This window comes from Streptomyces sp. NBC_00096 (assembly GCF_045041305.1).
Classification (GTDB): Bacteria; Actinomycetota; Actinomycetes; order Streptomycetales; family Streptomycetaceae; genus Streptomyces.
Genome location: NZ_CP108221.1, coordinates 217,031 through 231,759 on the forward strand (window position 1 = coordinate 217,031; position 14,729 = coordinate 231,759).

At 72.9% G+C, this 14,729-nt stretch carries 9 protein-coding genes; 6 read left to right on the forward strand and 3 right to left on the reverse strand.

Features of this window, described 5'->3' with window-relative positions:
- The first annotated feature begins 12 nt into the window (after nt 1-12).
- The 4 genes from OG904_RS01040 (at nt 13) to OG904_RS01055 (ending at nt 3,687) form a co-directional block, all read left to right on the forward strand.
- Complete coding sequence (locus OG904_RS01040) at nt 13-780, forward strand: dihydrodipicolinate synthase family protein (RefSeq protein WP_405486356.1); 768 nt, start codon at nt 13-15, stop codon at nt 778-780.
- On the forward strand, nt 774-1,613 hold the full coding sequence (locus tag OG904_RS01045; RefSeq protein ID WP_405486358.1) for an iron-containing redox enzyme family protein: 840 nt from the start codon (nt 774-776) through the stop codon (nt 1,611-1,613). The genes OG904_RS01040 and OG904_RS01045 overlap by 7 nt, the downstream gene beginning before the upstream one ends.
- On the forward strand, nt 1,610-2,923 hold the full coding sequence (locus OG904_RS01050) for a methyltransferase domain-containing protein (protein WP_405486360.1): 1,314 nt from the start codon (nt 1,610-1,612) through the stop codon (nt 2,921-2,923). Before OG904_RS01045 ends, OG904_RS01050 begins: the two co-directional genes overlap by 4 nt.
- 77 nt (nt 2,924-3,000) lie before the next feature.
- Nucleotides 3,001-3,687: a DsbA family protein gene (locus OG904_RS01055; RefSeq protein WP_405497686.1), complete on the forward strand. Its 687-nt coding sequence runs from the start codon at nt 3,001-3,003 to the stop codon at nt 3,685-3,687.
- Between the two features lie 87 nt (nt 3,688-3,774).
- Here OG904_RS01055 and OG904_RS01060 read toward each other — a convergent pair whose 3' ends face one another.
- The 3 genes from OG904_RS01060 to OG904_RS01070 form a co-directional block, all read right to left on the reverse strand.
- Nucleotides 3,775-4,662: a geranyl diphosphate 2-C-methyltransferase gene (locus tag OG904_RS01060; protein WP_405486362.1), complete on the reverse strand. Its 888-nt coding sequence runs from the start codon at nt 4,660-4,662 to the stop codon at nt 3,775-3,777.
- 14 nt (nt 4,663-4,676) lie between these two features.
- Entirely contained in the window at nt 4,677-5,948 is a 1,272-nt protein-coding gene (locus OG904_RS01065; RefSeq protein ID WP_405486364.1) for a family 2 encapsulin nanocompartment cargo protein terpene cyclase, read from the reverse strand.
- Between the two features lie 64 nt (nt 5,949-6,012).
- The gene (locus tag OG904_RS01070; protein WP_405486366.1) at nt 6,013-7,425 is read right to left on the reverse strand and encodes a family 2B encapsulin nanocompartment shell protein; all 1,413 of its coding nucleotides are present in this window, start codon (nt 7,423-7,425) and stop codon (nt 6,013-6,015) included.
- Nucleotides 7,426-7,721: 296 nt separating this feature from the next.
- Between OG904_RS01070 and OG904_RS01075 the strand changes: the two genes are divergently transcribed.
- A complete protein-coding gene (locus OG904_RS01075; RefSeq protein ID WP_405486368.1) occupies nt 7,722-9,920 on the forward strand; it encodes an MMPL family transporter in 2,199 nt (732 codons plus the stop codon).
- A gap of 109 nt (nt 9,921-10,029) precedes the next feature.
- Nucleotides 10,030-14,727 (forward strand): type I polyketide synthase, encoded by a 4,698-nt coding sequence (locus tag OG904_RS01080; protein WP_405486370.1) that lies wholly within the window; start codon nt 10,030-10,032, stop codon nt 14,725-14,727.
- The last annotated feature ends 2 nt before the right edge of the window (nt 14,728-14,729 follow it).

Sequence of the window (14,729 nt, forward strand, 5' to 3'; positions counted from 1 at the left end):
ATGATCACCGGAATGACCGCAGCCCTCGTCACCCCCGTCGACGGAGCGGGAGAGATCGACGAGAAGAGCATCGCCCGCCTGATCGCCTCCGTACGCCCGTACGCGGACGCCCTGCTGCCCGCCCTCAGCACCGGGGAGGGAGGCAGCCTGTCGGACCGGCAGTGGCGGGAGGTGGTCGCCGCCGCGGTCCGGCACTCCGGCGGATTGCCCGTACTGGCCGGCGTCCTGCGGCCCACGACGGCCGAATCCCTCGCCCGGGCCCGCGAGGCGGACGGCCTCGGCGCGGCGGCGGTCGTGGTCACCACCCCGCACGGACCGGAGGTGACCCAGGAGGAGATGTACCGCCACGTCGAAACCGTGGCCGGGGCCGGACTGCCGGTCGTCGTCTACCACGAGTCGGCCGTCTCCGGGAACACCCTCGAACTCGCCACCCTGCTGCGCGTCTGCGCGCTGCCCGGGGTCGCCGGGGTCAAGGACTCAGCCGGCGACACCGGCTTCACCCGGGCGCTGATCGCGGCCGGCCCGGGCGTACCCGTCGTCCAGGGACTCGAACACCTCCTGCTGGAGTCCGGCCCCGTGGACGGCTGGGTCGTCGCGCTGGCCAACGTCGAACCGGAGCTCTGCCGGGCCCTGCTGACCGACCGCGGCGATGAGCGGGCGGAGCAGCTGCGCGCCGCGTGCGAGCGGTACGGCCTGGAACGGGACGACTGGTACCGCTCGCTGAAGACCGAGCTGCTGCGGCGCTCCGTGATCGAGACCGACCGGGAGGTCCCGTGCTGAACGTGACACCGAAGCCCACCGACAGCCCGCACAAACGGCTGTTCATCCTCAACCGCACGCTCCAGACGTCCACGGTCCTCGCCCGGATCGAGGAGACCGAAGCGGCGTGGATCGATCCCCTGGTCACCGGCCTCGCGCAGCGCACCGCGCCGCTCGCCGACCGCGCCGAGTGGAAGCTGCGCCTCGACGGGCTGCTGGCCCTGGAACGCGGGGGCAGCCCGGCCGGCGACTACCTGGCCGAGAAGGCCACCCGGGAGCAGTTCGCCCACGTGGTGCGGGAGTTCGCGCTCGACGGACTGACCGAGGCGCAGAACTTCTTCCCGGCGGTACCCCGGCTGCCGATGCGTGCGCAGATGGCCGTGATGCGCGTCCTCATCGACGAGTTCGGCTGCGGCAACCTCCAGCAGACCCACTCCCAGCTCTACCTCGACCTGCTCGCCGAGCTGGGACTCCCCCAGGAGCTGGAGAGCTTCCTGGACACCACGGGCGACGAGACGTACGCGTTCCTCAACGTCTTCTACTGGCTCACCCTGCGCGCCACCCACGTCGAGTACTTCCTCGGCGCACTGGCCTACCTGGAGGCGAGCATCCCGGACGCCTTCACCGTGCAGGCCCGGGCCTGCGCCCGGCTCGGCCTGACGCGGGGCAAGTACTACACCGAGCACCTGCACATCGACACCTTCCACATGCGCGAGATGCAGACCGCGATCAAGGAGTACGAGGCCTCGTGCGGCCTCGACGCGACGAAGCTCTGGATCGGGGCGCAGCTGCTGTCCCGGCTGATCGGCGGCGCCTTCGACGCGGCCGTCGAGCGGGCGCGGGAGGCGGCATGAGCGACGCCGTACTGGAGGAACTGCCGGGCGACCGGGTCCGGGTGCGCGTCGAGGGCCGTGAGTTCGTGATCGACGCCGCGTGCACGCACCGGCTCGGCCGTCTGGTGCACGGTCATGTCAATCCTCGTACCCTGCGCATCACTTGCCCCCTGCACAGCACGAGCTTCGACCTCACCACCGGCTGCCCGGTGGCGGGACCCTCCGCGCAGGCGCTGACCGTGCACCACACGGGCGTGCTGGGGCAGCTCTACGAGCCGCAGGACGTGTGGCTGCCGGCCTCCGAGCGGCTCCTCGAATGGGACGACGGCTTCCACGACCTCATGCTGGGCGACCGGCTGCGGATGGCCGCGTACAAGGCGGCGATCACCGAGGCGGTGCGGCCGGGCGGAGTCGTCCTCGACCTGGGCACCGGTACCGGCATCCTGGCGCAGTGGGCGCTGGAGGCGGGAGCGGCCCGCGTCTACGGCATCGACCTCAACGAGAAGATCCTGCGGACCGCCACCGAGCGGCTCACCGAGGCCGGATTCGGGGACCGGTTCCACCCGCTCTCCGGGTTCTCCTTCGACATCGAGCTGCCCGAGCGGGTGGACCTGATCATCTCCGAGATCATGGGGAACCTCGCCGACAACGAGAACTGCGTCGCGATCCTCGACGACGCCCGCAGCCGCTTCCTGCGGCCGGGCGGCGCCATGCTCCCGGTGGCCGTGGAGAGCTATCTCGTGCCGGTCACGGCGGAGCTGGCCCACGGCCGGGTGCTCGACGGGGTCCCGCAGGACGCCGGGAGCCCGGCCGCCTTCGCCGAGCTGCTGAGGGCGCGCGGGGCGCGGGACGCCTTCGACCTCTACTACGACGCGATCATCCCGGTCGGCGGCCAGCTCGCGGCGCCGCGGCTCGCGCGCCGGTACGCCTTCGAGGGGACGCACGGGGCGCACGAGACCTCGTACGAGGTGCCGCTCGTGTACACCGTCCAGCGGGACGGTCTGTTCACCGGGTTCAAGGGCTACTTCGTGGCCACCCTGTCGGACACCGTGGCCCTGGACATCTCCGGCGACGAAGTCTCGGCCGGCGATCCGGAGGCCCGTACGACCTCGGACAGCTGGAAGCACGCCTACCTGCCGGTCCGGGACGCCGTCCCGGTGCGGCGCGGCGACCGGATCGCGCTCACCTTCTCCCGGCGGCGCCCGTCGGCGACCGGGTCCGGATCCTTCGGGCAGGTCTACGGCTGGGAAGGGGCGGTCGTCTCCGGAGACGTCACCGTCGCCCGGTTCGCGCACAGCACCCGGCCCGACGAAGAAGGCGGTACCCCGTGAGCACGACCACCGCGACCACCGCGACGAGCACGGCGAGCACGGTCACCCCGGCGACGGGGCCCGTCACGGACCCGCGGCTGCCCGCGGCGCCCGACACGATCAGCGTCTACACCGACCTGAACTGCTCCTTCGCCCACGTGGCCGTGCACCGGCTGCACGAGACCCGGCGCAAGCTGGGCCTGGAGGGCCGGATCTGGTTCGACTTCCGGGCCTTCCCGCTGGAACTGTTCAACCGCGAGGTCAACGCCCGCCCCGGCGTCGACTCCGAGATCGCGGTGCTCGGCGCGATCGAGCCGGAAGCCGGCTGGCGGCTGTGGCAGGGGCCCGACTGGTCCTACCCGGTCACGACCCTGCCCGCGCTCGAGGCGGTGCACGCGGCCAAGTCCCAGTCGCTGGACGCCAGCGAGCGGCTCGACCGCGCGCTGCGCCGCGCCTTCTGGGCCGAGGGCCGCTGCATCTCGATGCGCCACGTCATCCTCGACGTGGCCGCCGGGACGGGAGCCGTCGACGTGGACGCGCTCGCGGCGGCCCTGGACACGGGCTCGGCCAGGTCCGCCGTGACGGCGCAGTACGAATCGGCGCGCGGGGGCCGGGTCAACTGCAGCCCGCACGTGTTCCTGCACGACGGCACCGACATGGCCAACCCCGGTGTCGAGGCGCACTGGCTGAACGGCGATTTCGGCCAGGGGTACCCCGTCATCGACCGGGACCGCCCCGAGGTGTACGAGGAACTGCTCGCGCACGCGGCGCGGCTGGCCGCCTGAGACCCCGGGGGGCCGGGTCCGCCGGGAGGCGGGCCCGGGCCCCCGGCCGTCGGCCGGTGCCGGTCAAGCCGTCAGGCGGAGCGCCGGTCAGACGCGGTCGGCCGCGATCAGGACGTACTGGAAGGAGCCGTCCTTGTAGGAGTTGATGAAGGCCTCCTCGATGCCGGTGACCAGCGGGGACGTGGCCCGCAGCTCCCAGTACGGCAGGGTGTCGGGGGTCAGGTCGATGACGGCCTGCGGGACGAGCCGGTTGTCGGCCATGGCGCGCAGGTATTCCCGGCGGGAGTGGATGTTGCACTCGAAGTGCGCGTTGATCTGGGAGACCCACTTCGAGGGCTGGCCGTAACGCGGGTTCCAGCAGCCGGTGATGGTCACGTAGCGGCCGCCGACCCCGAGGATCCGCGAGTGCTCGGCGAAGAGGTCGTCGAGGTCGACGTACATGCTCGACTCGTTGTTCCACGAGGCCGCGGCCCGCCCGGTCTCGAAGGGCGTGCTGAGCATGTTGCAGACGCGGGCGCGCACGTGCTCCTCGATCCCGAGTTCGCCGGCGCGCTGGTTGGCGAAGTCGGCCTGCTTGGCCGACAGGGTGACGCCCTCGACCTTGCATCCGAAGCGCTGGTGGGCCATGACCATCGAGCCGCCGCGGCCGCAGCCGGCGTCCACGAGCGTATCGGTGCGCCCGATGGGGCCGAGGTGGTCCAGGAGGACTTTGGCCTGCGCCGACTCCAGCCGGTGGAGCTCCTCGACCAGATTCTTGTCGTAGGCGCTGTCGTCGGCGTCCCCGAGGGCGGCGTGGTCGACGTCCCCGATGCCGTAGTGGTGGTGGTAGAGGCCGTCCACGTCGCCGAGGCGCAGGTTCACGGGCCTGGCCTCGTTGTTCCAGTAGCGGGCGATGTCTCCCTGATAGGGCGTCGCCTGGCCGGGAATGGCCGCGGGGGCGGAGGTGGTCGCAGTGGTGAGATCGGTACCAGTCACGGATAAGTCCATCCTTACCAGAAGTCGGGCAGGCTGTAGCGGTAGGTGTTGGTCTGGTGCCAGTAGTGGTTGCCGTCGACCCAGGCGGCCACTCCGCGCAGGAAGCGCAGCATCACCGGGGCGGGGCAGGCGACGGCCAGGGCGGCGGCCTCGGCTTCGAAGTCGTGCATGAGGTCGTTGTGGACCTCGACCGCCTTCAGGTAGGCCTCCCGGTCGGAGGTGCCCTCGCGTTCGGCGATCACCACGGGCAGGTTCAGGTGCCGTCCGGGGGCGACGAGTTCCTTGGTGTACGAGTACAGGTCGTTGACGATGGTGGTGGCGTTGCCGGCGAGCGCGATGACCCGCTGGGCGTCGGGCCGGGCCTGGAGGTCCGCCGGGAGTTCGTAGCCGCCGATGGTGTCGGTGATGGTGGGGCAGGGGCGGAAGTTGTTGAACTGGCGCATCGCCAGGTACTCCCACACCTCCGGGACGTACTCCGTCTGGGCCCAGGCCGCTTCGGCGAGGTACCCCAGGTGCAGCCGGGCCATGTCGTGCCGGTACCGGTCGGCCTGGGAGGGCCCGGCCGCCCGGAGGAAGTACTCCATGGCGGACCGGTAGGCGCGCCGGGGGGCGTCGGAGAGGAGCGAAGCCTCCCACGCCGGTTGGTACTCCTTCGTCGTGTGCAGCGGGTCCAGAGCGGTGTGCGCCAGCAGGAGGCGTCCGCCGAGACCGACGGGCGAGCCGCCGTGGTCCTCGCAGTAGCAGTCGTCCACCGCGTTCTCGGCGACCATCAGGCGGGTGGCGATCATCACGTGCTCGACGGTGGGGGCGTCCGGATGGCAGGCCACCATGTAGCGCCCGACGGAGAAGCCGTCGAACTGGTCCTCCCACTCCTCGGGGTACAGCTCGACCTCGTCCAGGGCCCATGCCTTGATCCGGCGGCTGACCTCCTCCACCCGCACCGGGTCGGGCTCCGGCACCGGGTGGTGGTAGAGGCCGGGGATCGGATTGCCCACCACCGGCGCCGCGGGCGCCGCGGGCTCCGCGGCTGCCGCAGGCTCTTCCTGATGCGTCAGGTACAGGCCCGCAGTGCCCAGACCACTGGGACCGCGCAGGATCCGTCGCAGGGCGGGGCCCGGGGAGGGCGGGTCGCTCGGGACGGTGGGAGGAGGGGGATCGGGCAGGCCGGGCCCGGCGGGAAGGCCTCCGTGGGCACGGGCGTGGGCGGCGGCGAAGACGTGGGCCCCGAAGCGGGCCGCAGCGCCGGGCAGGCTCGACTGCAGGGGGGAAGGCCCGGGATCGGGCATCCGTGGCTCCTTGGTGACGTGGGTGGGCTGTTGCGGATCCCGGGCGTGCGGGTCCTGCGGCCGCTCAGTCGCTCCTGCGGGCGATCTGCACGTTCTCCAGCACGCCGAGCGCGTCGGGCACCAGGATGGCGGCGGAGTAGTAGGTGGTGACCAGGTAGGAGATGATCGACCGCTCGTCGATGCCCATGAAGCGCACCGACAGGCCCGGCTCGTACTCCTCCGGCAGTCCGGTCTGGCGCAGCCCGACGACGCCCTGGTTGTCCTCGCCGGTTCGCATGGCGAGGATCGAGCTGGTGTTCTCCTTGGTGATCGGGATCTTGTTGCAGGGCAGGATCGGGACCCCGCGCCAGGCCGGGACCTGCTGCCCGCCGACGTCGACGTGGTCCGGGTAGAGCCCGCGGGCGTTCATCTCGCGCCCGATCGCCGCGATGGTGCGGGGATGGGCGAGGAAGAGTTTGGTGCCGCGGCGGCGGCAGAGCAGCTCGTCGAGGTCGTCCGGGGTGGGCGGGCCGGAGTGGGTCTGGATGCGCTGCTTGAAGGCGGCGTTGTGGAGCAGGCCGAACTCCCGGTTGTTGACCAGCTCGTGCTCCTGGCGCTCGCGCAGCGCCTCGATGGTGAGCCTGAGCTGCTCCTCCGTCTGGTTCATCGGCCCGTTGTAGAGGTCGGCGACCCTGGTGTGGATGCGCAGGACGGTCTGCGCGATGGAGAGCTCGTACTCCCGCGGCTTGAGTTCGTAGTCCACGAAGGCACCGGGCAGCTCGGCCTCGCCGGTGTGGCCGGCCGACATGGCGATCTCGGCCTCGCCGTGCCGGTTCTGCCGCTGCAGGGGGAGGGAGCTGAACCGCTGGATGTGCTCCTGGAGGTGCGGTGCGGCCGACACCACGGCGGCGACGTCGGCGCGCGACAGCGTGAGCAGGGTGCCGGCGGTCTCCGCGGTGGCGGTGTAGTCCCACCGGGCGTCGGCGTCCAGCAGGGCGTTCTCGCCGAACTGGTCGCCGTCGGCGAGCACCGCGACGGCGATCTCGTCGCCGTACTTGCCGGCGGTGGTCTGGCTGATCCGGCCGTGGGCGATCAGGTGGATCTGCTCGGCGGGGCTGCCGCGCTCGACCAGTACCTCGCCGGCCCGGAAATCGCGCTGGACGCACCGGCCCGCGATCGTCGCGAGCACCTCCTCGTCCTCGAAGCCGCGCAGCAGGGCCAGCTCGCCGAGCTCGCGGGGGATCACCTGGACGCGGGCGCCGTCCTGGACGAACTCGATGGCCCCGTCGCCGACGGTGTAGCTCAGCCGGCGGTTCACCCGGTAGGCACCGCCCTTGGTCTCCACCCAGGGAAGCATCCGCAGCAGCCAGCGGGAGGTGATCTCCTGCATCTGCGGGGCGGACTTGGTCGTGGTGGCAAGGTTGCGGGCGGCCGAAGTGCCCAGGCTGGACTGCCGGGACTGATCCAGCTGCGCTTCCGGGCTGGTGTCAACGGTCATCAGGAGCGTTCTCCTTCGTAAAGGCGGCGATCGGCGGGAACGCTAACGGCTGGTGCGGCCCGTTGCCCGTGAAAAAACGTCGGCATTGGCTCGATCCGGTGATCTTGTCCCGCCCCGGGTTTGCCTGGGTGAACAGCGATATCCAGCCGCCCCCGGTCACGCCCCCAGCCGATGAACCGGCTCCTGTCAAGTGACGAACAGCCGGGGCTACGCCCCCGGCCCGCCTCCGGGCACGGTGGAATCCGAACCCTCCCGCACCAGAGCGGGACGGACCCCCACCTGGATCGGAGCCCCCGATGTACCGTCGCGCAGGGGTCTTCGTGACCCGTCGGCCCCGGCTCGTCCTCCTCGCCGCCCTCCTGTTCCTCCTGGTGTCCGTCGCCTTCGGCGCCGGAGCGGCCGGCCGGCTCAAGACCGGCGGCTACGACGATCCGCAGTCCGGATCCAGCCGCGCCGCCCGGGTGGCGGCCGCGCACCTGGGGGCCTCCCCCAACCTGGTCCTCGTGGCACGGGCGGCCGGCGGTTCCGTGGACGACCCGGCGGCCCGGACCGCGGGCGAGGGCCTGACCGGCCGGCTCGCCGCCCAGCCGCACGTGACCGGCGTGACCTCGTACTGGACCGGCCGGGCGGCCGAGCTGCGCGGCCGCGACGGCCGTACGGCCATGCTGCTCGCGCACGTGGACGGGGAGGGCGAGCAGCTCGCGGCGCGCGTCCGGCGGCTGGGCGGGGAGCTGACCGCCCCCACCGGCCCGGCCCCGGCCCTGACGGTGCGCGCTGGAGGGACGGCGCTCACCGACGCCGAGCTCCAGGAGATCGCGGAGTCCGACCTGAAGCGGGCCGAGTACGTCGTCCTGCCCGGAACCCTGATCCTGCTGGTGCTGGTCTTCGGCAGCGTGGTGGCCGCCGCCCTGCCCCTGCTGATCGGGGTCCTGGCCATCGCCGGGACCCTGCTGGTCCTGAGCGTCCTCGGCTCCGTCACCGATGTGTCCGTGTTCGCGCTGAACCTCACCACCGCGCTCGGCCTGGGGCTGGGCATCGACTACGGGCTGCTGATCGTCTCGCGGTTCCGTGAGGAGCTCGCGGCCGGTTACCGGCCGCGCAACGCCGCCGTGCGGACCGTGCGCACCGCCGGGCACACGATCGGCTTCAGCGCGGCGACGGTCTGCGCCGCGCTCGCGACGCTGCTGGTCTTCCCGCCGTACTTCCTGCGGTCCTTCGCCTACGCCGGCATCGCGGTGGTGGTGATCGCCGCGGTGAGCGCCGTGACCGTCCTGCCGGCCCTGCTCACACTGCTCGGACAGCGGGTGAACGCCTGGCCCGTGCCGTGGCGCCACCGGGTCCGGACCGGGTCCCGGTCGCCCTTCTGGGAGGGGCTGGCGCGGATCGTCGTACGCCGCCCGCTGGTCGCGGCGCTGCCGGTCATCGGCCTGCTGCTGGTGCTCGCCGCGCCGTTCGCCCACGCCGGTTTCGCCACCCCCGACGACCGGGCCCTGCCGGTGGGCGCGGCCAGCCGGCAGACCGGTGACCTGGTGCGCGGCGCGTTCGACATGAAGGGCTCCGGCGCGCTCAGCGTGGTCATGACGGGTACGGCGCCCCGGCAGGCACGGGAGGAGTACGCCCGCCGGCTGTCCGCGCTCCCCCAGGTGGCCCGGGTCGTGGGACCCGTCGGCGACGACCCGGCCCAGATCTCCGTGGTGCCGCTGGCCGACCCCGCCTCGCGCGCCGCCCAGCAGCTCGTACGGGAGATCCGCGGGACTCCTGCCCCGGTGGGCACCGGCGTCCTCGTCGGGGGGCCGAGTGCGGTGCTCGTCGACGCCAAGGACACGGTGGGGGACCGGATTCCGACGGCCCTCGCCCTGATCGCCCTCACCACCTTCGTGCTGCTGCTCGGCTTCACGCGCAGCCTGCTGCTGCCGCTCAAGGCGATCGCGCTGAACGCCCTGAGCCTCACGGCCGTCCTCGGAGCCATGGTGTGGATCTTCCAGACCGGCCATCTGAGCCACCTGCTGGGTTTCACCCCCGGCCCGCTCAGCACGACCATGCCGGTGCTGCTGTTCTGCATCGTCTTCGGGCTCTCGGTGGACTACGAGGTCTTCGTCCTGGCGCGGATCAAGGAGGCGCACGACGCCGGGCAGGACACCGCGGCCTCGATCGTCTCGGGCGTCGCCCGCACGGGCGGCATCGTGACCACCGCCGGAGCCCTGCTCGCGTTCACCCTCCTGAGCTTCGGCACCTCCCGGGTCTCCCTCCTGCAGTTCTTCGGGATCGGCGCGGGCCTCGGCGTCCTCCTCGACGCCACTCTCGTACGGGGTGTCCTCGTACCGGCGCTGATGCGCCTGGCGGGCGGCCTCAACTGGTGGGCACCGCGGCCGCTGAGGCGCCGGGAGCCCGTCCCGGCCCCGCGGCCTCCTCCGGCCGCCGCCGGGCGGTGCGCCCCGGGCCGCTGCAATCCGGCCCGTACCGCCGTCCGCGTCCACGCCCCCGCGCGGCGCTGAGCACCGGATCCGCCCTCGTCCCCGTCCCCGTCCCGCCCGTACCCGTCCCAGCCGCCCCCGGTCGCCGATCGCCCGGGTGCTGCGACAAGAACGACAAGGAAGCCCCCTCATGAACGACATCGCCATCGTCGGACTCGGCTGCCGCTTCCCCGGCGCCCTCGACATCCGCGCCTACTGGAAGCTCCTGCTGAGCGCGGAGCGGCAGTTCGCCCCCGTGCCCCGGAAGCGCTGGAACCACGGGGCCTTCCACGAACCCGGCACCCGGTCCGGCCCGAACGCCGCGTACACCGACCAGGTCGCCTTCCTGGACGACGTCGACCGCTTCGACGCGATGCACTACGGGGTTCCCCCGGCCCGCGCCCGGGCCATGGACCCGCAGCACCGGCTGATGCTCGACGTCAGCCGCGAGGCCCTCGAGGACGCCGGGATGGGGCGCGGCGACTTCGACCGGGAGCACACCGGGGTCTTCTTCGGACTGTCGGTCTCCGACTACAAGGACCTGATGACGGCCCCCCTCCGGGTCATCGCCGAGGCCGACGAGTCGTACGCGGCCGGCGAGTCGGACGCGGCGGACGACCGGAGCGGCCTGGACGCCGTCAAGGAGCGGGCGCGCGAGCTCGGTACCGTGGACTCCTTCACCCTCCCCGGGAGCCTCCTCAACATGGCGGCCGGGAGCGTCAGCCGGCAGTTCGACCTCGGTGGCCCCAGCTTCGCCGTCGACGCCGCCTGCTCCGGGTCGCTGGTCGCCCTCGACCAGGCGATGGCCCACCTGCGCCAGGGGACCTGCCGGATCGCGATCGTCGGCGGGGTGTACCTCAACCTCACCCCCGACAGCCTGGTCGGCTTCTCCAGGCTCCGCGCGCTGTCCGCCGCCGGGGTGTGCCGCCCGTTCGACGAGGAGGCCGACGGGTTCGTCCTCGGCGAAGGCGCGGGCGCCGTCGTGCTGCGGCCGCTCGAGGACGCCCTCACGGACGGCGACCGCGTCTACGCGGTGATCAAGGGCATCGGCTCGGCCAACGACGGGGCGTCCCCCGGACCGCTGGTCCCCACCGCCGAGGGCCAGCTGCGCGCCATGCTCCGGGCCTACGACGACGCGGGGGTCGCCCCCTCGTCGGTGGGCTTCCTGGAGGCCCACGGCACCGGCACCGCCGCCGGCGACCGTGCCGAGACGGAGGCGCTGCGCCGGCTGCGCACCGAGTTCCCCGACGACGACCCCGGTCTGTGCTACCTCGGCGCGGGCAAGGCCCTCATCGGGCACTCGCTGTCGGCGGCGGGCATCGCCGGACTGATCAAGACGGCCCTGGTCGTCCACCACCGCACGATCGTGCCGCAGCCGCACACCACCCCCCACCCGGAGCTGGGCATCGGTGCCGCGGGCCTGCGCTTCGCCGACACGGCGCGGCCCTTTCCGGGCGGCGGCGCCCCGCGGCGTGCCGCCGTCAGCTCCTTCGGCTTCGGCGGTACGAACGTCCACGCGGTGCTGGAGGAGCACCGGCCCGCCCCGGCCCCCGGCCCCCTCCCGGAACGCGCCGACGCCCCCCGACCCCAGCTCCTCCTCCTCTCGGCCGGCAGCCCCGAGCTGCTGGACCAGCACATCGGAGAGGTGCTCGACGCACTCGACGCGCCGGACCCCGCCCCGCTGGCTGCCGTGGCCCACACCCTGGGCGCGCGCCAGCTGCTGACGGCCCGGCTCGCGATCGTGGCCACCGGCACGCAGGGGTTCGTGGAGCGGCTGCGCCACGCACGTGAGCAGCTCATCGCCGGGACCCGTGGCGACCTCGGCGACGGCGCCTTCGCCGCCGACTCCCCGCTCCCGGCCGCCCAGCGCCGCGTCGCCTTCCTCTTCCCCGGTCAGGGCAGCCAGCGGCCCGGCATGCTGCGGGACCTCCACGAACGGTTCACCGGATTCCGGTCGGCCGTGGGTGTCCTGAGCGCCGTGGCCCGCGGGGACATCGGCTTCGACCTCGCCGATCTGCTGTACGGGGAAGCCGCGGCGGCCCAGGGCGACACCGGGGAACTGCGGCAGCGGCTCGCCGCCACCGACGTGTGCCAGCCGCTGCTCGGCACCGTCCAGATCGCCACCACCCGGGTGCTCGCCGACTGCGGCGTCACTCCCGACCTCGCCCTCGGTCACAGTGCGGGCGAGTTCGCCGCGGCCGCGGCGGCCGGGGCCCTCACCCACGTGGACACGATCCGGCTGCTGGTCCACCGGGGTGCGGCGCTGCGGCGGGCCGAGTCCGGCTTCCGGGGCGGGATGCTCGCCGTCCAGACCGACAGGGAGAGCTGCCGCCGGCTCATGGACGGCATCGACGACGTGTGGCTCGCCTGCTTCAACCAGCCGCGCCAGGTCGTGGTCAGCGGGACCCCGCACGGGATCGCCGCCCTGCGGGAGGCCTGCGCCACGGCCGGGGTCGTCACGGCGGCGCTCGACGTGTCCAACGCCTTCCACTCGCCGCGGCTGGCCGCGGTGGAGGAGGAGGTCCGCTCGGCCCTCGCGGCCCGGCCCGTCAGCAGTCCCGTCCTGCCGTTCGTCTCGACCGTGAACGCGGAGGTCTGCACGGAGCCCGACCGGCTGCGCGAGCTGTGGGCCCGTCACGCGGCCACGCCGGTGCACTTCGGCGAGGCCGTGGGCACCGCCTACGACCAGGGGGCCCGGATCTTCCTCCAGGTGACCGGCGGCAGCTCGCTCCTCACCTCGGTCCGCCGCAACCTCACCGGCCACGGCGACGTCCATGTCGTCCCCGTCGAAGGGGCGGCGCCGGACGGCGGGCACACCCTGGCCCTGGCCCTCGCCCGGCTCGCGGTCCTGGGCGTCCCCGTCGACCCGCGCGCCCTGGTTCCCCGGGAGGAACGCCGGCAGCTGGACCTGCCGGTGGCGCGGCTCGACACCCGGTCCTACTGGCTGTCGGCCAGGCGTTCCGCGAAGCAGGACGCGGCCGCTTCGCCGCCGGTCAGGCCCGCGCGGCCGGTGGAGCCGGTCGAGTCCGTGGAGCCCGTACAGCGCGTGGAGTCCGCACAGCGCGTACAGCCCGTACAGCCCGTACAGCCCGAGGAGGTTTCGATGAACGACCCGATGAACGAACTGCGCGAGCTGGTTCAGCAGCAGGTGGCGCTGCTCGGCCGCCTCGCCGAGGCGGCCGAGCGGCGGATCACCGCCCCCGCGACCGCGGCGGCCCCCGCCGATTCCCCCGCCCCTCCTGCCGCGGTGGCCGAAGAGCCCGCGCCGGCCGACGGGGGCATCGACGAGGTCACCGGTTCCGTGCTCGCGCACGTGGCGCGGATCAGCGCCTTCCCGGTGGGTCAGCTGCGGGGCGACCAGCTGCTGGTCGACGAGCTCGGTTTCGACTCGCTGATGCTGACGGACCTGTTCACCTCCCTCAGCCGGCAGTGGCCCCGCTGGACGTTCGACGAACGGGCCGCCGAGCTGCCCACCGCCGACCGGATCGCCGCGCTGATCGCGGGCGGCTCCACGGACACCGCGCCGGCTGCCGTCCCCGAACAGCGCACCGGCCAGGACGCCGAAGCCCCTCGGCCGCCGCCCGCCGACCCGACCGCGGCCCCGCTGCCCGAAGAGCACACGCGGATCGAGTGCTTCCCGGAGGTCACCACCCACGGCGAGCGCGTCGCCACGCTCACCCGGACCGGGCTGGCCAATCCGTACTTCCTCGTCCACGAAGGCGGCATGACGGACACGACGGTCGTCGACGGCCGCGAACTCCTCTCGTTCTCCAGCTACAACTACCTGGGCATGGCGACGGACCCCCGGGTGAACGAGGCCGCCAAGGAGGCGATCGAACGCTGCGGCACCTCGGTGTCGGCGAGCCGGCTGCTCTCCGGGAGCCGTCCGCTCCACCTGGAGCTCGAATCGGAACTCGCCGGCCTGCTCGGCTGCGAGGCCGCTCTCGCCCTGGCCAACGGGCACGCCACCAACGTCACCGTGATCGGACACCTCGTCGGACCGGGGGACCTCGTCATCCACGACGCCCTCGCCCACGACAGCATCCTGCAGGGATGCAAGCTGTCCGGCGCGACCCGGCGACCGTTCCCCCACAACGACGCGACCGCCCTCGACGCCGTCCTGCGGCAGGTCCGCCACCAGTACCGGCGGGTGCTCATCGTCGTCGAGGGCGTGTACAGCATGGACGGCGACATGGCCGATCTGCCCGCCCTCGTCGAGGTCAAGCGCCGGCACGGCGCGCTGCTGATGATCGACGAGGCGCACAGCATCGGAACGATCGGCGCGACGGGCGGCGGCATCGGCGAGTACTTCGGCATCGACCGCCCGGACGTGGAGCTGTGGTCCGGCACCCTGTCCAAGGCACTGGGCAGCTGCGGCGGCTACGTCGCCGGGAACCGGGCGGTCGTCGAGTACCTGCGCTACACCGTGCCGGGTTTCGTCTACAGCGCCGGCCTGACCCCGGCCGACACCGCCGCCTCCCTGACCGCCCTGCGGATCCTGCGCGAGGAGCCGCAGCGCGTGACCAGGCTCTCGGAGAATGCCGCGCTGTTCACCCGGCTCGCCCGCGCTGCGGGGATCGACATCGGGGACAGTCACGGCACGGCGGTCGTCCCGTGCATCGTCGGGGACTCGCTGAAGGCCCTGCGTCTCGCGGAGGCCTTGTTCCAGCAGGGCATCAGCGTCAATCCCATCCTCTACCCGGCCGTACCCGAGGAGATGGCCCGGCTGCGCTTCTTCATCACCTGTGACCACACGCCCGAGCAGATCCGGCAGGCCGTGAGCGCGCTGGAGCGCGAGCTGCGACAGCTGGACACCGTTCCGGCGGCGGCCGCGGCCGCCGCCGCCTGACC

Bases quoted from the DNA above. Each gene is read 5' to 3' on its own strand.
- OG904_RS01080 (WP_405486370.1), top strand. From the start codon at position 10,030: ATGAACGACATCGCCATCGTCGGACTCGGCTGCCGCTTCCCCGGCGCC.
- OG904_RS01075 (WP_405486368.1), top strand. From the start codon at position 7,722: ATGTACCGTCGCGCAGGGGTCTTCGTGACCCGTCGGCCCCGGCTCGTC.
- OG904_RS01040 (WP_405486356.1), top strand. From the start codon at position 13: ATGACCGCAGCCCTCGTCACCCCCGTCGACGGAGCGGGAGAGATCGAC.
- OG904_RS01050 (WP_405486360.1), top strand. From the start codon at position 1,610: ATGAGCGACGCCGTACTGGAGGAACTGCCGGGCGACCGGGTCCGGGTG.
- OG904_RS01070 (WP_405486366.1), bottom strand. From the start codon at position 7,425: ATGACCGTTGACACCAGCCCGGAAGCGCAGCTGGATCAGTCCCGGCAG.
- OG904_RS01065 (WP_405486364.1), bottom strand. From the start codon at position 5,948: ATGCCCGATCCCGGGCCTTCCCCCCTGCAGTCGAGCCTGCCCGGCGCT.